22 protein-coding genes and 1 pseudogene are annotated in these 17,449 nt (G+C 73.5%); 14 read left to right on the top strand and 9 right to left on the bottom strand.

The genetic code is table 11. The features are described 5' to 3' along the window. Positions 1-9: 9 nt before the first annotated feature. Positions 10-291 (top strand): annotated as a pseudogene (locus tag WBK31_RS14170) (dihydrodipicolinate synthase family protein); the annotation flags it as partial. Between the two features lie 28 nt (positions 292-319). Beyond that, complete coding sequence (locus tag WBK31_RS14165; RefSeq protein WP_406674991.1) at positions 320-547, top strand: hypothetical protein; 228 nt, start codon at positions 320-322, stop codon at positions 545-547. Between the two features lie 21 nt (positions 548-568). Here WBK31_RS14165 and WBK31_RS14160 read toward each other — a convergent pair whose 3' ends face one another. The 3 genes from WBK31_RS14160 to WBK31_RS14150 all read right to left on the bottom strand — a co-directional run bounded on the left by WBK31_RS14160 (position 569) and on the right by WBK31_RS14150 (position 2,829). Then, on the bottom strand, positions 569-1,798 hold the full coding sequence (locus WBK31_RS14160; RefSeq protein WP_406674990.1) for a phospholipase D-like domain-containing protein: 1,230 nt from the start codon (positions 1,796-1,798) through the stop codon (positions 569-571). 99 nt (positions 1,799-1,897) lie between these two features. Continuing rightward, the gene (locus tag WBK31_RS14155) at positions 1,898-2,596 is read right to left on the bottom strand and encodes a squalene cyclase (protein ID WP_406674989.1); all 699 of its coding nucleotides are present in this window, start codon (positions 2,594-2,596) and stop codon (positions 1,898-1,900) included. After that, complete coding sequence (locus tag WBK31_RS14150; protein WP_406674988.1) at positions 2,530-2,829, bottom strand: hypothetical protein; 300 nt, start codon at positions 2,827-2,829, stop codon at positions 2,530-2,532. Before WBK31_RS14150 ends, WBK31_RS14155 begins: the two co-directional genes overlap by 67 nt. 120 nt (positions 2,830-2,949) lie before the next feature. Here WBK31_RS14150 and WBK31_RS14145 point away from each other — a divergent pair, with 120 nt between their 5' ends. The 5 genes from WBK31_RS14145 (at position 2,950) to WBK31_RS14125 (ending at position 6,930) form a co-directional block, all read left to right on the top strand. After that, on the top strand, positions 2,950-3,816 hold the full coding sequence (locus WBK31_RS14145; protein WP_406674987.1) for an alpha/beta fold hydrolase: 867 nt from the start codon (positions 2,950-2,952) through the stop codon (positions 3,814-3,816). A 140-nt stretch (positions 3,817-3,956) separates the two neighbouring features. Next, complete coding sequence (locus WBK31_RS14140) at positions 3,957-5,234, top strand: sensor histidine kinase (protein WP_378789208.1); 1,278 nt, start codon at positions 3,957-3,959, stop codon at positions 5,232-5,234. A gap of 20 nt (positions 5,235-5,254) precedes the next feature. Beyond that, on the top strand, positions 5,255-5,848 hold the full coding sequence (locus WBK31_RS14135) for a response regulator transcription factor (protein WP_364057361.1): 594 nt from the start codon (positions 5,255-5,257) through the stop codon (positions 5,846-5,848). Between the two features lie 45 nt (positions 5,849-5,893). After that, positions 5,894-6,823: a hypothetical protein gene (locus tag WBK31_RS14130; protein WP_406674986.1), complete on the top strand. Its 930-nt coding sequence runs from the start codon at positions 5,894-5,896 to the stop codon at positions 6,821-6,823. Beyond that, positions 6,796-6,930: a hypothetical protein gene (locus WBK31_RS14125; protein WP_406674985.1), complete on the top strand. Its 135-nt coding sequence runs from the start codon at positions 6,796-6,798 to the stop codon at positions 6,928-6,930. The genes WBK31_RS14130 and WBK31_RS14125 overlap by 28 nt, the downstream gene beginning before the upstream one ends. Before the next feature lie 21 nt (positions 6,931-6,951). Here the strand turns inward: WBK31_RS14125 and WBK31_RS14120 are convergent, their stop codons facing one another. Further along, a complete protein-coding gene (locus WBK31_RS14120; RefSeq protein ID WP_364050485.1) occupies positions 6,952-7,542 on the bottom strand; it encodes a helix-turn-helix domain-containing protein in 591 nt (196 codons plus the stop codon). A 108-nt stretch (positions 7,543-7,650) separates the two neighbouring features. Here WBK31_RS14120 and WBK31_RS14115 point away from each other — a divergent pair, with 108 nt between their 5' ends. Then, complete coding sequence (locus WBK31_RS14115; protein WP_378789213.1) at positions 7,651-8,439, top strand: oxidoreductase; 789 nt, start codon at positions 7,651-7,653, stop codon at positions 8,437-8,439. A gap of 55 nt (positions 8,440-8,494) precedes the next feature. On the opposite strand, the gene WBK31_RS14110 is transcribed toward WBK31_RS14115, so the two are convergent. Together WBK31_RS14110 and WBK31_RS14105 are read right to left on the bottom strand one after the other, a co-directional pair. After that, positions 8,495-9,415, bottom strand: a complete 921-nt coding sequence (locus tag WBK31_RS14110; RefSeq protein ID WP_406674984.1) for an AraC family transcriptional regulator — start codon at positions 9,413-9,415, stop codon at positions 8,495-8,497. A gap of 31 nt (positions 9,416-9,446) precedes the next feature. Then, on the bottom strand, positions 9,447-9,713 hold the full coding sequence (locus tag WBK31_RS14105; protein WP_406674983.1) for an FCD domain-containing protein: 267 nt from the start codon (positions 9,711-9,713) through the stop codon (positions 9,447-9,449). On the opposite strand from WBK31_RS14105, the gene WBK31_RS14100 reads away from it, so the two are divergent. Then, positions 9,662-9,982, top strand: coding sequence for a YbhB/YbcL family Raf kinase inhibitor-like protein (locus WBK31_RS14100; protein WP_406674982.1), 321 nt, complete (start codon positions 9,662-9,664; stop codon positions 9,980-9,982). The two genes, WBK31_RS14105 and WBK31_RS14100, sit on opposite strands and share 52 nt — an antisense overlap. Positions 9,983-10,086: 104 nt before the next feature. Here WBK31_RS14100 and WBK31_RS14095 read toward each other — a convergent pair whose 3' ends face one another. After that, a complete protein-coding gene (locus tag WBK31_RS14095; RefSeq protein WP_364050473.1) occupies positions 10,087-10,887 on the bottom strand; it encodes an MBL fold metallo-hydrolase in 801 nt (266 codons plus the stop codon). 13 nt (positions 10,888-10,900) lie between these two features. Further along, the gene (locus WBK31_RS14090) at positions 10,901-11,353 is read right to left on the bottom strand and encodes a ClpX C4-type zinc finger protein (protein ID WP_406674981.1); all 453 of its coding nucleotides are present in this window, start codon (positions 11,351-11,353) and stop codon (positions 10,901-10,903) included. Positions 11,354-11,375: 22 nt separating this feature from the next. Here WBK31_RS14090 and WBK31_RS14085 point away from each other — a divergent pair, with 22 nt between their 5' ends. The 5 genes from WBK31_RS14085 (at position 11,376) to WBK31_RS14065 (ending at position 16,384) form a co-directional block, all read left to right on the top strand. Then, on the top strand, positions 11,376-11,726 hold the full coding sequence (locus WBK31_RS14085) for an alpha/beta hydrolase domain-containing protein (protein WP_406674980.1): 351 nt from the start codon (positions 11,376-11,378) through the stop codon (positions 11,724-11,726). Between the two features lie 80 nt (positions 11,727-11,806). Beyond that, on the top strand, positions 11,807-13,198 hold the full coding sequence (locus WBK31_RS14080) for a protein kinase domain-containing protein (RefSeq protein WP_406674979.1): 1,392 nt from the start codon (positions 11,807-11,809) through the stop codon (positions 13,196-13,198). After that, entirely contained in the window at positions 13,195-13,917 is a 723-nt protein-coding gene (locus WBK31_RS14075) for a hypothetical protein (RefSeq protein ID WP_406674978.1), read from the top strand. Before WBK31_RS14080 ends, WBK31_RS14075 begins: the two co-directional genes overlap by 4 nt. Positions 13,918-14,077: 160 nt before the next feature. Continuing rightward, a complete protein-coding gene (locus WBK31_RS14070; protein ID WP_364050461.1) occupies positions 14,078-14,959 on the top strand; it encodes a TIGR03620 family F420-dependent LLM class oxidoreductase in 882 nt (293 codons plus the stop codon). A gap of 51 nt (positions 14,960-15,010) precedes the next feature. Then, a complete protein-coding gene (locus WBK31_RS14065; RefSeq protein WP_406674977.1) occupies positions 15,011-16,384 on the top strand; it encodes an MFS transporter in 1,374 nt (457 codons plus the stop codon). 63 nt (positions 16,385-16,447) lie between these two features. On the opposite strand, the gene WBK31_RS14060 is transcribed toward WBK31_RS14065, so the two are convergent. Further along, a complete protein-coding gene (locus tag WBK31_RS14060; RefSeq protein WP_364050455.1) occupies positions 16,448-17,284 on the bottom strand; it encodes a class I SAM-dependent methyltransferase in 837 nt (278 codons plus the stop codon). Positions 17,285-17,449: the final 165 nt, after the last annotated feature.

Raw genomic sequence — 17,449 nt, 5'->3', positions numbered from 1 at the left:
ACGACGCTCATGAGCAGCAGGACCACCCGTGGCGTGTACGCGATCGCGCCCACCCCGTTCCATCCGGACGGCTCGCTCGACCTGGACAGCCTGCGCCGCCTGACCGACTTCTACGAGGAGGCGGGCGTGGACGGGCTGACGCTGCTCGGGCAGCTCGGCGAGGCGCCCAAGCTGACGCCGGCCGAGGCGGTGCAGGTGGTGGCGACGGTGCTGGACCGCACCGCGCTGCCGGTGGTCGTCGGGGTGTCCGCGCCGGGCTTCGCGGCGATGCGGGAACTGGCCTGCGAGGCGATGGCGCGGGGCGGTGGAGGTGCCGTCGGTGGTGATGCTCAAGCACGAGGACTGGCCGGGCCTGGGGAAGATCAGCGCGCTGCGCGCGGCCGAGGCGGCGGGCGAGATGCCGCGCCTGTCGATCCTGTGCGGCAACGGCGGCCTGTTCCTCGACCTGGAGATGGAGCGCGGCGCGGACGGCGCGATGACCGGCTACTGCTTCCCCGACCTGCTGCGCCGGCTCGCCCGCCGCGACCCGCGCGCCAAGCTGCCGTGATCCCGCCGCGCTCGCTCGGCTTCAGCAGCGGGCCGGGGTGCCGTTGCCGGCCGAGCGGATGCCGCTGCCCACGCGTACCGCGTAGTAATTGGAGCGGAACCTGTCGAAGATCGTGTCGTCCTCGAGCTGCAGCAGCGCCTCGTCGGCCTGGCGCAGGGAGTTCCAGCTCCAGTTGTGGCTGCCGGTCCAGACGATCTTCCGGTCGGGCACGCCGTAGTACTTGCCCTCGATGATCAGGTACTTGGAGTGGATCCAGATCGGGTCGGCGGTGCAGTAGTAGCGGACGTTGATCCCGTTGTACGCGCCGGTCGTCTTGACCAGCTCGTTCATCGAGGACACCTCGGAGTCGCTGTCCTTGTTGTAGTTGAGCGCGACCTCGACGTAGCAGCCCGCCTTGTCCAGGGCGAGCAGCTTGCGCGCCAGGTGGGTGCGGCTGAAGATGCCCATCGCGACCCGCACGATCGTCCGGTGGGTGCCGTCCACCGTGCCGACCTCGCTGTTGCCGTGGCACTCGACGTGGTCGAGCACCGTGGTGATGGTGTCCTCGGCCGGGTCGGTGGGGCTGCCGTTGCTCTCCTGGCGCGGGTAGAAGTGCACCTTGGCGGCGCCCGAGGTCACCGGTGTGCGGGTGTCGTAGTAGTTGTTGTTCACCTGCTGGGCCTTCAGGTCGTTGAAGTAGCCGGTGTACGCGTTGTAGATCCCGGCGTCGCCCGCCAGCACCAGGGCCGAGTTCCAGCCCTTGAGCCCGTCACGGCCGGTGTGCAGGTTGGCCGACGACTGCACGACGACGTTGTCGGTGCCGCCGGTGCGGGAGAACAGGAAGAACTTGTTGTGGTTCAGCGACACCGACCCGTACAGCGGGCGGTCGCCGATGCAGCCGCGCCCGTCCGGGCACACCAGCACCCACGAGCTCTGCCCGGTGTCGGTGCCGAGCGCGGCGGCCAGCGACGCCAGGATGGCCGTCCCCTTCATCTTCTTGTCGAAGATGACCTGGACGTCGCGGCCGGCGTTCTTGGCGGCGATCAGCGCGTCGGGGATCGTCGGGTCGGTGGCGTAGTACATCGACACCCGGATCGTGGAGCCGGGGTCGGCGCCCTGGATGAGCTGCACGATCCGGTTCTGGATGGCGGCCGGGTCGTTGACGGGGTCGTTGAAGACGGCTTCCGTGGCGACCGCGGCGTGCGCGGGCGCGGTCATGCCCGATAAGAGGGCGGCGGCGGTGGCGATCAGGACGAGGAGACGGCGATACACGGCTGTCCTTTCCCCGGCGGGATACAAGATCACCTCCAGACGCTAGCAGCGCGGGCCGCGCCGGGCACCCGCTTCAGGGTTCACCGCCGATCTGGGGTCTCAGGATCGCCACCAGGCCAGGACTCGGAGCGCACGCAGGGTGTTCCAGCGGCTCGGCCTGCCCACGCCGTCCTCGAACGCGAAGTGGACGCGTCCCGGATGGACCCGGTCGAGCCGCCAGCGGCCGTCGGGCTGCCGCTTGGCCTCGACGATCTCCGCCGCCTCCGCCATGCGGGGATCCGGAGCGGCTGCCGACCTGCGGAAGTAGTCGAGCGCGCGGAGCACGTCGTGCCGCCAGTAGTAGGGGAAGGCGAACTCCAGGAACGCCGGGTCGGCCACCTCGCCGGTGCTCTTGCGCCGGAACAGGCCGCGTTCCAGCAGGAACTCCTCCCCCGCGCGGCGCGCCTCCCGCACGGCGTCGGATCCGCCGGTGGCGCGCTCGTACTTCAGCAGCCCCTCCAGCACGTTGATCGTGGTGTGGAACGACGAGCGCACGGAGCCGTTCTCGGCCTCGCAGTTCCAGCCGCCGTCGGCCAGCCGCTCGTCCAGCAGGCGCGCCACGATGCCGGAGACGTCCACACCGAAGTAGGCGCCGGTCTCGACCGTCCTGCCGTTGATGCACGGCTCGACCTCGCCGTCGAAGTACCGCTGGCCGGCGTGCTCCCACCTGCCGTTCCCGGCCACCCGGGCGATCACCTGCTGTGCCAGGTCCGACTTCGGGTCGAGGCCGAGGATCTGCAGGGACTGCAAGGTGTGCATGGTCGCCGTCCACGGCTGGCCCGGCTCGTCGCCGCGGTACCCCTGGGGAAGCAGGCCCCGCCGGCCCACAGGCCGTCGTCGCCCCGCAACGCCAGCAGCCGGGCGCCCCAGCCCTCCCGTGCCACGCGTTCGCGCTCGGCGGCGACCTCTTCCGGTGGGGCGCCGGTGAGGTCGTGCAGCACCTGCCAGCGGATCGCGGGGTCGGAGTCGAGCAGCCAGCCGATGACGTCCATCGCCGCACCGTAGGCCATGCCCGGCCGCACAATCAACACCCATACTGAAGCAGGGGCTTCTCGTCGGATCGGATTGACTGGCACCGATGAGTTTTCCCGGCGGCCGGAGTCTCCATGGGCATGACGACAACCCACATCCTCAAGACGGCTGAAGCCGACCTCGCCTACGACATCCACGGCCCGCTGCCGGGCGAGAGCGCCCACCCGCCGCTGTTCATGATCGGCCAGCCGATGGACGCCAGCGGGTTCAGGGCGCTGGCCGAGCGCTTCGGCGACCGTACCGTGATCACGTACGACCCGCGCGGGCTCGGCCGCAGCGTCCGCAAGGACGGCCGTGACGACCACAACCCGCAGACCCAGGCCGGTGACGTACACGCGATCATCGAGGCGGTCGGTGGCCCGGTCGACATGTTCGCCAGCAGCGGCGGCGCGGTGACCTCGCTCGCCCTGGTGACCGCGTACCCGAATGACGTGCGCACCCTGGTCGCGCACGAGCCGCCGCTCCTGCCGCTGCTACCCGACGCCGAGGCCGCCCTGCGCGCCAGCGCCGAGGTCCGGGAGGCGTACGAGAGCAAGGGCTGGGGCGCCGGGATGGCGGCCTTCATCGCGATGACCTCGTGGCAGGGCGAGTACACCGACGACTACTTCGCCCAGCCCGCCCCCGACCCCGCCGCGTTCGGCCTGCCGACAGAGGACGACGGCTCCCGCGACGACCCGCTGCTGTCCGACCGGTCGTGGGCGGTCAGCGGCTACCGGCCGGACTTCGCCGCGCTCTCCGCCGCGCCCACCCGCGTCCTCATCGCGGTGGGCGAGGAGTCGGCGGGGATCGTCACCGCCCGCGCCGCCGAGGCCGCCGCCGAACTCCTCGGCCAGAAGGCGACCGTTTTCCCCAGCCATCACGGAGGGTTCACGGACGGCGAGTTCGGGTACGCGGGGCAGCCGGACGCGTTCGCGCGCCGGCTGCGCGAGGTCCTCGACGGCGCCTAGGCCGGCCGTCCGACGGTGGCGGCACGTGGTCCACGTCCGGTCGCGGCTCGGTGCACGGGCTCGTGGGCTGTGACCGTCCTGCCGGGTCAGTGACATTCGTCAGGTACGTACGGGCGGGGGCGCTGGTTAGGGTTGCAGGCATGAAGGCCCGGCTGTGGACCTCCGTTTACCTCGTCGTCCTGGTGTGGCCCATCCCCGGTTTCCTCGCCTCGGGCCCTTCGGCCGTCGTGGTCGCGGCGGTGGTGGCGGGCGTGGCCGGGTTCGCCGGGCTCTACCTGCGGGTCGCGTGGACCGCTCTGGAGCTTCCGCACCGCAACGCCACCCCGTACGCCCTCGCCCTGCTGTACGGGGTCGCGGCGGCGCTGGTGCCGGTGCTGGGCGAGCTGTGGGTGTTCGCCGCCTCGTACTTCCTCATCACGGCCGTCGCCACGGCGCTGCCCGAGCGGGCGCTGCCCGTGGCGGCGGGGGCGACGATCGTGGCGGGCACGCTGGCCCTCGTCCTGCTCGGCCAGTCCCTGGCGGAGATGTGGTGGATTCCGGTCCAGTCGGTCGTGTTCACCGCGGCCATCCGGGCGTTCCTCCGGCTCAACGCCGCCAACCGGGCGTTGAGCGAGGCGAACGTGAAGGTGGAGCGGCTGGCCGTGGACAACGAGCGGCTGCGCTTCGCCCGCGACATGCACGACCTGCTCGGCCACAGCCTGGCGGTGATGACGGTGAAGAGCCAGCTCGCCGCCCGGCTGGTCGACGCCGATCCCGAACGGGCCAGAGCCGAGATGGAGCAGGTCGAGGAGCTGTCCCGGCAGGCGCTCGCCGAGGTGCGGCAGGCGATCGCCGGCTACCGGGAGCTGTCGCTGGCCGACGAGCTGGACGGCGCGCGCCGCGCGCTCGCCACCGCCGGCGTGCGGCTGACGGTTTCTGCCGGGCCGCTGCCGCCGACCGTCGAGCCGGTGCTGGCCTGGGTGGTCAGGGAGGGCACGACGAACGTCGTCCGGCACAGCGGCGCCCGCACGTGCCGGATCCGCCTCGGTACGGCGAACGGGCAGGCTTACGCGGAGGTGCGCGACGACGGGCGCGGCCCCGCGCACGCACGTGCAGGCGACCACCGCGGCTTGGCCGGCCGTGAGCCCGCGCCGGGCGATGTCGGTGATCTCGATGGCCTGGCCGGCGGCCGTGGCAACGGCCTGCGCGGGCTGGCCGAGCGTGTCGAGGTCGCCGGCGGCACGCTCGCCACCGGTCCGGCCGAGGGTGGCGGCTTCCTGCTCAAGGCGCAGATCCCCGTGCCCGGCGACGCACCGCCCGCAGGGGCTCCGTCCGGAGACGACACCGCACCACCCGCCGACGTCCGCTCCAGCGACCATCGTGATCCGCGCTCGGAGCTCATTCACGTTCCGCCCGCCGTCCCCGGGAAGCCGTCGTGAGCGATGTCCCGCCGACCGATGTGATCCGCGTGCTGCTGGCCGATGACCAGCATCTCGTCAGGGAGGCGCTGGCGGCGTTGCTGGGGCTGGAGCCTGGGATCGAGGTCGTCGGCCAGGTGAGCCGGGGCGACGAGGTGGCGGAGGCGGTGGAGCGGTGCCGTCCCGACGTGGTCCTGCTCGACATCGAGATGCCGGGACTGGACGGGCTGACGGCGGCGGCCGGGCTGACCGGCGTCAAGGTGATCATCCTGACCACGTTCGGCCGCCCGGGGTACCTGCGGCGCGCCAAGGACGCGGGCGTCGCCGGTTACGTGCTCAAGGACGCCAGGGCGGGCGAGCTGGCCGATGCCGTACGGCGGGTGCACGCGGGCGGCCAGGTGTTCGACCGCGGGCTCTCGGCCGCCAGCCTGTCCATCGGCGCGAACCCGCTCACAAGCCGCGAGCGCGACGTTCTGCGCGCCGCCGCCGAAGGCGGAACCATCGCCGACATCGCCCGCCGCCTCTTCCTGTCGGACGGCACCGTGCGCAACTACCTGTCGTCGGCGATCGGCAAGCTGGGCGCCCGCAACCGGGCCGAGGCGGCGCGGGCCGCGGAGGCCAGAGGCTGGCTCTGACGAACGTCACTACCGGCCCCGACCGGCGCTCGGAAGGCTGGAGACATGCTGAAACGCGTGGCGCCCGCGATCGGGCTCTTCTTCCTGTCGCCGCTGGCCGGCGAGTTCCTGCTGGGCAACCTGCCCATCACCATGCTGCCGGCGCTGATCACGCTGGCCCCGCTGTACGGCGGCGGCGCGCTCCTCGTCCGCGAGCTGGCCAGGCGGCGGGGCGCGGGCTGGCCCGGCATCGTCCTGCTCGCGCTGGCGTACGCGCTGGTCGAGGAGGGCCTGGTCACCCGATCCCTGTTCGCCTCGAACTTCGCCGGGATGGACCTGGCGGCGCAGGCGTGGCTGCCCGGGGTGGGCGTGAGCGCCTGGTGGGCGAGCTTCGTGCTCGGCGGCGTGCACGTCGCGGGCAGCATCTGCGCTCCCATCGCGGTCATGGAGGCGCTGGTGCCCGCCCGGGCGTCCGAGCCGTGGCTGCGCGTTCCCGGGCTGGTGGTGGCCGGGGTGCTGTTCGTGCTGGGCGCGGCGGCGGCCGCCGCGTACGCCGGGGAGGCGGCATTGCCGTCGGTTGTGCAGCTCGCGGGTCTGGCGGCGGTCGTGGCGGTCCTGGCCGTCACGGCTCTGCGCCGCCGTACGGCAGCGGCGGAGCCCGGCACGGACGCGCGGGTCGGAGAGTCGGCGCCGACGTCCGGCACGGTGGGGCAGGGCTCGGCGCCCGGGCCGTGGGTGGTGCTCGGGTTCTCGCTGGTGGCGGGGGCGGTGTTCTGGCTGGCCAACCTGGCATCCGGGACGCTCGGCGCCTGGCCGGTGGTGGCGGTCGACCTGGCGCTGTACGCCGCCGTCTGCGTGCTGGTGGCCCGCTGGTCGCGGCGGCCGGGCTGGGGTGTGCGGCAGACGTACGCGCTGGGGCCGGCTACGTCCTCACCTACGCCTGGCACGGCTTCCCGCAGCCGCCCGCCGTGCCCGTGCCCGCCGCGACCGACCTGATCGGCAACGTCGTCTTCGCGCTGGCCGCCGTCGCCCTGCTGGTGTTCGCCGCCGTACGGCTGCCGGACCCGTCCCGCCCGCGGGAGGCGGCGCTCCGGCCGCAGTGAGGTGACGGCGCCAGCCCGGCTTCAGCTTTGCCGCGGCCGGACCAGGCCCTGGCCGGTGCCGACACCGCCCAGCAGCGTGTCGACCACGCGGGAGGCGGCCTCGTCGATGTCGTACTCGTGCATCCGAGCCGCCACCCCGATCAGGGCGTAGTAGCTCTTCCTGGCCCAGATCAGGTCGGCGTCGGCGCGCAGCACACCGCAGTCCTGTGCCTTCTTGAACAGCTCGTCGCAGCGCTTTTCGACCTCGGCGTGCACGCGGGCCGGCTCCTCGTGCTCCGGCCCGTACAGGTTGAGCGCGAACGGCCACTGCCGCTTGACCCGCAGCACGTTGACCGTGACCTGGTAGAACGCGACCAGCGGCGGGGTGGTCTCGGGACGTGCGGCTTCGACGGCCGCGGCGAACTCGCGGGCCGCCACGGCGCCCAGCGCCCCCAGCAGCGCGTCGCGGGAGGCGAAGCGGCGGTGCACGGTGGTGCGCGCCACCCCGGCGGCCTCGGCGACCTGCTCCATGCTGGCCGCGGGGTCCGAGCCGAACACCCGCTCGGCGGCCTCCAGGATCGTCCGCACCGTGCGCTCGGCGTCGGACCGCAACGGCCGGATCGTCCCACTCACGCACCGAAGGATACGCCATGGCTCCTCTTACCCCAGAACTTGCAACAATTCTGTGCAAGTTCTATGTTTCTCGCAACACATGTGATGCGACTGACAGTGGGAGTTGCTATGGATCTGCAACTGAACGGCAAGACGGCCGTCGTCACCGGCGCGAGCAAGGGCCTCGGCCTGGCGATCGTGCGGACGCTGACGGCCGAGGGCATGCGGGTCGTCGCGGCCGCGCGTACGATCACGCCGGAGCTGAAGGAGACCGGCGCGTTCGCCGTGCCGGCGGACCTGGCCACGCCGCAGGGCCCCGGCGAGGTGATCGAGGCCGCGCTCGGCGAGCTGGGCGAGATCGACCTGCTGGTCAACAACGTCGGCGGCGGGGACGCGCGGCCGGAACTGGCCGGCGGGTTCGCGGCTATGACCGACGAGATCTGGCAGCACACCTACGAGCTGAACCTCTTCAGCGCCGTGCGCGCCACCCGCGCCGCCCTGCCCAGCCTCCTGCGGCGCAAGGGCAGCGTGGTCAACATCTCCTCGATCTCCGCGCGGATGCCGCACGCGGGGCCGGTGCCGTACTCGACGGCCAAGGCGGCGCTCACGGCGTTCGGCAAGGCCCTGTCGGAGGAGGTGGGCCCGCAGGGCGTGCGGGTCAACACGATCTCCCCCGGCAGCGCGCGTACCGCCATGTGGGAGGGGCCCGGCGGGTACGGCGAGCTGCTGGCCGGCGTGCACGGCCTGGAGCTCGAGCAGTTCCTGGCCGGTCTGCCGGCGGCGACCGGCGTGACGACGGGCAGGTTGATCGAGCCGGAGGAGGTGGCCGCGCTCGTGGCGTGGCTCGCCTCGCCGTACGCCGTGAACGTGACCGGCTCCGACTACGTCATCGACGGCGGCGCGAAGAAGACGGTCTGAGGCGTGCGGCGGGCCGGCGCCTGACGGGCGGCGGATCCGGCGCCGGCCTGCCGCCTCAGACGGAGACCGCCTGGCGGACGCTGGATCGGTAGCGCAGGGGCGACATGCCCACCTCGCGCTTGAACGCGGTGCTGAACGCGCTCTCCGACCCGTAGCCCAGCCGGGCGGCCAGCGACCCGACGCGGACGTCACCGTCGCGCAGGGCTCGCTGCGCCAGCAGCATCCGCCACCGGTTGAGGTACGTCAGCGGCGGCACACCGGCCATCGTCCTGAAGCGTTCGGCGAACGAGGTGCGCGACATCGCGGCGGCCCTGGCCAGCTCCTCCAGGCTCCAGGGGCGGCCGGGCTCGGCGTGCATGAGGGTGAGCGCTGGGCGCAGCCGCTCGTCGGCCATCACCCGCAGCCAGCCCGGGGGCAGCTCGGCCTGGTCGATGTAGGCGCGCAGCAGCTCCAGCACCAGGAGCTGGGCGTACTGGCGGATCGTGAACGCCGCCCCGATCCGGTTCGCCCGCGCCTCCTCGGCCAGGGCGTGCAGGTTGCGGTGCAGGCCGGCGGCGGCGGTGTCGGCGGCGCGCACGTGGCCCACCGGCGGCAGCGCCTGGCCCAGCAGCGTCCTGCCGACGTGGTTGAGATCGACGTACCCGCCGACGACGAACCCGGCGGGGCCGCCGCCTTCGCCGTAGATGTTGAAGCCCGGCCCGGGGACGAATTCGGTCACCGGCCCGTCGCCGCTGCCGCCCTGGACGTCCAGCCAGGACCGGTCGTTGAGGATGGCGACGTCGCCGGGGCCCAGCTCGACCGGCGCGTCGAGGCCGTCGGTGAGCAGCCGCCCGTGGCCCTGAATCATGGCGATGAGCTTCAGCGGGTGGTCGATGGCGTGCCGCGAGCGCCAGCGGCCCCGCACCTCGAACGCCCCCGACATCTGCCCCTGCACCTCGACGAGGTCGAACACCTCCGAGAGCTGGTCACCGCGCATGGACGTACTCTCAAGCAGAAATCATCGCCTGTCAATGAGCGGGAGTACGGGACGCGCCGGTCAGCGTCTCGACGGTGCGTAGCACGTGCTCGCGCAGCAGTGCGGCGGCCCGATCGGCGTCGCGGGCCAGGGCCGCCTCCTCCAGCGCGCGGTGCTCGGCGACGGCGTCCCGGCCGGGGGCGACGGCGCCGGACCAGCGGCGGGCCAGCTCGCCGGCCGTCCAGAGCCGGTCCAACTGGTCGGTCAGTGCCCTGGCCTCGGCGATCTGCCGCCATCTGGCCGCCCCGGTGTCGGGCACGGCCGGAGGGTGCGGGCGACGACACCGGCTCCGGCCTGCCCGCCGGGGCCCTGCAGCTGCCCAACGACGCCCGCATGGCCCGCTGCATCGGCGCCGCGCCGCCCACCGGGCACGGCGAGCACCGCTGCTTCTTCACCGTGCACGCCCTCGACGTCGAGGACATCGGCGTGCCCGCGGACGCGACCCCGGCCTACCTCGGCTTCACCATGGCCGGCCACACCCTCGCCCGCGCCACGCTCGTCGCCACCGCCGAGACCCCGGCGGCCTGACCCCCGTCATCCGGAACCGGCCCCTCCGCGATCCGGCCTTCCCGGCCGCCCTGCCGGGCTCGCCGCGCTCGCAGGAGAGGTCAGCGCGACGGGCCGGGGAGGCGTCAGCGCAACGTCACTGTGAGCGTGGTGCTCATGCCGGCCCGCAGCAGGGTGAGCCGGTCGGCCAGGCCCGCCGCGGCGAAGGCGTCCTCAAGGGTGCCGGCGCCCTCCGAGAAGTGGCCCCAGCCCTCGAAGTGCAGCGGCACCACGTGCGGGGCGTCCAGGATGCGGGCGGCCTCGGCGGCCTGGGCGCTGGTCAGCGTCAGGTTCGCGCCGTCCAGGAGGGCGGTCCTGGCCGCTCCGGCGAACAGCACGGCCACGTCCACCGGGAACCGTCCGGCGATCTCCGTGACGTGGCCGAGCGAGGCGTTGTCGCCGCTGACGTACACGGTCGGCAGCCCCTCGCCCGACAGGACGAACCCGGCGACCTCCCCCACGACGGGCTCACTGCCCTCGGGTCCGTGCAGGGCGGGCACCCGGGTGACCCGCAGCGAGCCGCCGCCGCGGCGGGGCAGGTCGACGTGCTCCCACACGGGCACGGCTCGGGTCGCGCCGCCCAGGCGGTCGGCCGCGCTCGCCGTGGTGAGCACGATCGGCACGCCTTTCAGATAGTCCCGCCCGCCGTCGTCCAGGTTGTCCTTGTGCTGGTCGTGGGAGAGCAGCACGGCGTCGATCGGGCCGACCTCGCCGGGGGTCAGCGCCGTCGGCGCGGTCTTGGTCAGGACGCGGCCGGGCGCGACCTCGTACGAGCCGGGCGGGTCGAACGTGGGGTCGGTGAGCAGCCGCAACCCGCCCACCTCCAGGATCGCGGTGGGTCCGCCGAGCGCGTGCACGCCGATCTGCGCCGAAGTGGTCATCGTCATCCTCCGTACTGGATCAGCCGGTGCGGTCCTCGGCGGACGCGCCGGCGTCGGCCGCGAACCGGTCCCACGCGGCCTGCCGTGACACGCCGAGCGCCGTCCCGATCCTGGCCCACGTCACCCCGCGCTCGCGCAGCAGCCGCACCCAGGCGCGCAGATCGCGCTCGGCCTGCTCCACGGTGAGTGCCTGACGGGGCAGCACCGCGGGCATGTCGTCGTCGGACATGCCCGCCAGGTACGCGTCGGTACGCGGGTCGGGACCCCGGTGCACCAGCCGGGGCGCGTCGCCGGAGCCGGGCGGGGACGAGGCGATGATCTGGGCGGCCAGGTCCACGCAGACGTCGCAGATGTAGACGCCGGGACCCGCGACCACGCGGACGGCCTCGGCGTACGGCTCGCCGCAGAACGAGCACCGCGTCGGCATGCCATCGGCCGGGCCGGCGGGGCGGGTACGTCTGCTGCGCGTCACGCGCCGATCATCCCATGCCCACTTGTCGCCCATAGGGGCCGCCGCGCGGCTCGTCCTGCCCGATCCGCCGGCGCTCGACCCGACGCCGGTGTCGTTCCGGGACGACCTGCGGGTGCCGGTGCCGGCGCTGCTCACCGAGACCGACGTCGTCACCCTCGACTACCTGTCGGCCCGGCGGCCCGACGGGCCCGCGCTGCGCGTGTGGGAGGTCGCCGCCGTCCGCCACCTCGCCCGCTGGGTGCGCGACGGCACGCCACCACCGTTCGGCGAGGTCACCGACGCGGCCATCGCGGCGGGCTTCCTGCCGGCCGACGACGGCGACGAGATCAGGGCGCCGGCCGCCGCCGCGTACGAGGCCGCCGGCCGCGCGTGATCGCGGCCTGCGTGAACTTCCTCGTTAATCGCCCGCCTGGCTATTGTTGATCTCCACATCGCGGAGGGGGAACACGGCAAATGACTCAGGGCGGGCCCGAGACCTCTTTGGGCAGCCGGTACGTGCTGCTGGAGGAGATCGGCGGCGGTGCCATGGGCACGGTACGGCGGGCGCGCCAGCGCGACACCGGCGAGATCGTCGCGGTGAAGCTGCTGCGCGACGGCCTGGCCGGCGACCAGGATCTGGTGCTGCGCTTCGTTCAGGAACGCAACGTCATGCGCAGCCTCGACCACCCCCACATCGTCCCGCTGCGCGACTTCGTGATCGAAGGCGACCGCCTCGCCCTCGTCATGGACCTCGTCGAGGGCGGCGACCTGCGCGGGCTGCTGCGCCGGCGCGGCACGCTGCCGCCCGCCGAGGCGGCCCGGCTGATGGCGCAGGTCGCCGAGGCGCTGGCGGCCGCGCACGCCCTCGGCGTGGTGCACCGCGACGTCAAACCGGGCAACGTGCTGATCGACACCTCAGGGCGGGCGCGGCTGAGCGACTTCGGCGTGGCCCGCATCGTGCACGGCCCCAGGCTCACCGGCACCAGCTCGATCCTCGGCACCCCCGCCTACCTCGCCCCCGAGGTGGCCGAGGGCGACTCCCCCACCGCCGCCGTGGACGTCTACGCGGTCGGGCTCATCCTGTACGAGCTGCTGGCCGGGCGGCCTCCGTTCGCCGGCGACCATCCGATGGCGCTGCTGCGGCAGCACGCCACGGCCATGCCTCGCCGGCTGCCCGGCATGCCCGACGCCCTGTGGAGCCTGATCTGGTCCTGCTCCGGCAAGGACCCGCACGCGCGGCCGGCCGCCGCGGAGGTGGCCGCGGCGCTCCACCAGGCGGCGCCGTCCCTCGAGGGCCTGCCCGCTTTGCCGCCCGTCCCCCGCAGCGACCCCTCCTCCAGCACCTCCGAACCTCTCCCCGCCTCTTCCTCGGGTACCGGCCCGGGCCCCGGCCCGAACGCCTCTTCCTCGGGTACCGGCCCGAACGCCTCCGGCCCCGGCATCTCCGGCGTCCCGCAGGCCGGTGCGACTCCGCCGCCTTTCGGCCCTGCCGCTTCCGGTGTCTGGTCGCCGGAGTCGGCGGCACCCGGCGTGGTGGCCCCGACGCCGTCCGATCCCGCTGCCTCCGGCGCCTGGTCCCCTGGGCCGGGTGCCGCGCCGGGGCCGGTCACGTCCGGGCCCATGCCCGCCGTCCCCCACGCTTCCGTCACGTCCGGGCCCATGCCGGCCGTCCCCAGTCCCCCGCCTCGCCGGGGCCGCAGCCCGTGCCGGTCCAGACGCCTTCGCAGCCGCCCGCCGGGCCGGTGGAGCCGCCTACCTGGCCTCGAGGGGCGGGTGCGCCGCCTGCCGGTGGGCGTCCGGGCGCTCCGGCAACAGGCGCGGGGGCTGCTGCTCCGCCGGGCAAGCGGTCGCGACGGGGGCTGGTGATCGCCGGGAGCGCCGCCCTGACGCTGGTGCTCGCCGGTACGGCGCTGGCCATCACGACACCGTGGAAGCAGGAGCCCGCTGCCCCGGTCGCCGCGCCCAGCACGCTCCCATCCACCCCGGCCGGGCCGAGCAGCGCGCCCCCGTCGGCGGCCGCCGTCGACTTCACCACGCCGACGCCGAAGTCGCTGGCCAAGCCCAAGGAACGACGCGAGACTCCGAAGGTGGTCGTCACGGTCACGACCACCGCGCCCAACCCGGCGACCTCGGCGCCGACGCGCTCCGCTCAGAAGCCGAAGACGAAAACGGCGGAGCCGGAGCGCCGACGGACCGAGCCGGACACCGAAGGGGAGGAGGAGCCGCCCGTACGGGAGGCGGCCCCGCAGTGGCGCTGCCGCTCCTGGCTGCGCACGGACGGCGGTGTGGAGATGTCGCCGTGCATGGCCGTGACCGGGGACGTCATCCACCTGAAGGGCCAGGTCAGAGGATCGGTCCGGTCGGACGTCCACGTGCAGCTCTACGACACCGACGCCGATACGAACCTGTCCCAGCCGTTCATCTGCACGGGCGTCCTGCCCGGCCCCGGCGAGGTCGCCACGTGCGGCCCGTTCACGCTCACGCCCCCGCGCACCGGCGCCAAGACCGACGTGCGCCAGCGCTGGCGACTGACCGGCGACCCGTCGTGGGGCGGCGGCGTGGAGAGCCCGTACGTCGTCTGGTGACGTCCTGAAGCCGGGCCGACGGCCGGTCGGTGCGCGACCCCGAGTCCCCACCGTCGCGCCTGGCGCGGGCGAGGGCGGGAGGCCGCACACATTCGCATCGACAATATGCGATATGTTGATCCGACCTGTCGCCCGTCTTCTGTGATGAGGAGAAACCACCATGAGCGGGAACGACCGTCTCGACCTCGGCCCTTTCGGCATCTACACCTTCGACTTCGAGCACCTCCCCGCCGCACAGGTGCGCGAGTCGGTCCAGGAGCTTGAGGAGCTGGGCTGGCCGGCCGTGTGGGTGCCGGAGCTGCTCGGGCGCGAGGCGCTCACGCACGCCGCGTTCCTGCTGGCGAGCACCGGGCGCATCCGCGTGGTGAACGGCATCGCACAGATCTGGTCGCGCGGCGCCAAGTGGGCGCACGGCGGCGCGCTGCTGCTCGCCGACGGCTACCCGGACCGGCACGTGCTCGGGCTGGGGTTCGGGGGCGAGCCGAAGCCGGGGGTGAAGCCGCTGGCCGCGATGGCGGCGTACCTGGACGAGATGGACGCGCTGCAGACCGCCAACCCGGCGCCGAAGGGTCCGATGCGGCGCATCCTGGCCGCGTACGGGCCCAAGATGCTGGAGCTGGCCCGCGACCGGGCGGCGGGCGCGCAAACTTACCACGTCAACGTCGCGCACACCGCGCAGTCGCGCGAGATCCTCGGGCCGGAGGCGTTCCTCGCGGTCGAGCACCCAGTGCTGTTCGAGTCCGACCCCGGCAAGGCGCGGGCGATCGCGCGCGAGCACCTGAGCCCCTACCTGTCGCAGCCGTACAACGTCGCCAAGTTCCGGCGGCTCGGCTACTCCGACGAGGAGATCGGCGGTGGCGGCAGCGATCGGCTGGTGGACGACTTCGTGTTCTGGGGCGAGCCGGAGGTCATCGCGGACAAGCTGCGCGCCCACCACGAGGCGGGGGCCGATCACGTGACCGTTCAGGTGATCGGGATCGAGCCGGGCGCGTCGGCGATGCCGCAGTGGCGGCTGCTCGCCGAGGCCCTCCTGCCTCGATGAGTCTCCCAGTCAGTACGATGTGAACACATCGGAATGTTAGGGGGCCGGCCAGTGGCGATCGTCCTGGCGCTGCTGTGCGCGGCGCAGTTCATGGTGGTGCTGGACGTGTCCGTGGTGAACGTGGCGCTGCCCTCCATCCAGGACGCGCTGGACGTCGATCCCCGCGGTCTGGCCTGGGTCGGCAACGCGTACGCGCTGACCTTCGGCGGGCTGCTGCTGCTCGGCGGCCGCCTGGCCGACCTGTACGGGCACCGGCGGGTCTTCGCCACCGGCCTGGCCGTGTTCACCGCCGCGAGCCTGGCCGGAGGACTGGCGGACACATCCGGCCTGCTCATCGCCGCACGGGCAGGCCAGGGCGTCGGGGCGGCGATCCTGGCTCCGGCCACGCTGACCGTCCTGACCTCCGCCCATCCCGAGGGACCGCGCCGCACCAGGGCCATCGCGGTCTGGACGGCCGTCAGCCTGGCGGGCGGCACGGCGGGCAACCTCATCGGCGGGGCGCTGACGCAGTACCTGTCGTGGCGGTCCATCCTGCTGATCAACGTGCCGATCGGGCTCGCCTGCCTGGCCGCCGTCCGCCGCATCCCCGCCGGCCCCGGGCGGTCCGGGGACCGGCTGGACGTGCTGGGCGCGCTGACGGCCACCGGCGGGCTGGCGGCGCTGGCGTACGGGGTGTCCGGCTCGCCCGCCGCCGTGGCCGCCGGGTGCGTCATGCTCGGCGTGTTCGTCCTGGTGGAGGCGCGCTTTACGGCTGTCCCGCTGATCCCGTACGCGCTGGTGCGGGCGCGGGCGATCTGGCTGGGCAACGTGGCGATGCTGCTGGCCGGTGCGTGCCTCAACCCGATGTGGTACTTCCTGACGCTGTCCATGCAGGACGTCCTGGGCTACGGCCCGCTGGTGACCGGGCTGGCGTTCCTGCCGCACACGCTGCTGACCATGCTCGTCGGGCTGCGGGTGACGCCGTGGCTGATGCGGCGTGCCGGTGACCGGGTGCTCATCGCCGCGGGCGCGCTGATCGGGGCCGCGGGCTTTCTCTGGCAGAGCCGCATCGCGCCGGGCGGCCACTACGTGACGGCCATCCTGGGGCCTGCGGTACTGATCTCCCTCGGCGGCGGGCTGCTGAACACGCCGCTGACCGTCACCGTCACGTCGGGCGTGACACCGGAGAACGCGGGGGCGGCGTCCGGGCTGATGAACACCGCCAAGCAGGCCGGCGGCGCGCTCGGCCTGGCCGCCCTGGTGGCGCTGACGGCCGGGCCCGGCGGCGGCGATCCCGCCGGTCTGGCGGAGGGTTACGGACGGGCGTTCGTGCTCATCGCCGCCATGCTGGCGGGCGTGGCCGCGCTCGCCGTCGCGCTACCGGACCGGCGCGACCGCACCCCCGCGACCGCCGATAAGCCGGCCGGGCAGGAGCACGCCCGCTGACGCCGGGCGTCACACGCCGGTCGGCACCGAGCCCGTTCTGCGGCCACCGATCCATAGGACCTCTCACCCGGGCCGCTGGGCGGCGAACAGCAGGTGCGTGCCGCCGTCCACGGCCCCGGGCTCGGCGCAGGCCGTCACCTCATGCTCCAGGAAGCGCGCCCAGCGGTCCTCGTCGGCTTCGAGCACGGCGAGCGTGGCCGGGTCGCTGAGCGAGGCCCAGTTGCTGGCGCTGAGCGCGACCGTGCGCCCGCCCGCCGCCTCGATCAGCGCGGACAGCTCTCCGGAGCGGAACATCCGGCAGATGTGCCCCTCCTGCTCGCCCTTGAGGCGCAGGTCGCCGGTGTGCAGGATGCGGTCGTTGGCGTCCTCGCCGATCACCTCGGCCTCCTCGGTGATCTGGGGCAGGTAGTGCCGCCAGATGCCGATCAGCGACATGACGGAACCGACCACCACGCCGCCCGGCCGGGTCACGCGCAGCAGGCCGCGCAGCGCGTCCTCGGCCTGCTCGAACGCGTACGACAGCGGGCCGCCGTAGGCGAGCACCGCGTCGAACTCGCCGTCGGCGTACCGGCCGGTGTCGCAGATGTCCAGCACCTCGCGCCGCTCCACCGCGGACTCGGCCGCGGTGCCCCGCAGGTGTTCGGCGTTGAGCGCGAGCTGGACCGGGGACAGGTCGGTGACGACGGCGGTCGCGCCCAGGGCGGCCAGCTCGACCGTGAACCGCCCGGGGCCCGCGCCGATCTCCAGCACCCGGTGCCCGGGCTTGACGAAGCGGGCCAGGAAGCGACGGTGCACCTCCAGGCTCACGCGTCCCTTGACGTCGCCGGTGAGCCGGTGCCACTCGGCGTCGCCGAACTCGTCGAAATAGCGCCGCACGCGCTCGCGGGACTCGGCCGTCATAGTCAGCATGATGACAGCGCGCCCGAACGCCGGTCGACCGCTTTTCCGGCGGGCGCGGACCGGTGACCGCTCGCCGCTGGAAACAGGCGGTCTCATCAGGGCATTGACGTGCGATGTCCTGCTCTGACGGTTTCAACGCTCGCTTTCAGGAAAGGAGCCTGCCCG

Origin of the sequence: Nonomuraea sp. N2-4H (assembly GCF_045291505.1) — a bacterium.
Classification (GTDB): domain Bacteria; phylum Actinomycetota; class Actinomycetes; order Streptosporangiales; family Streptosporangiaceae; genus Nonomuraea; species Nonomuraea fastidiosa.
Note: the sequence above shows the minus strand (reverse complement) of the source record. Positions and strands in the feature narration are given on the sequence as shown.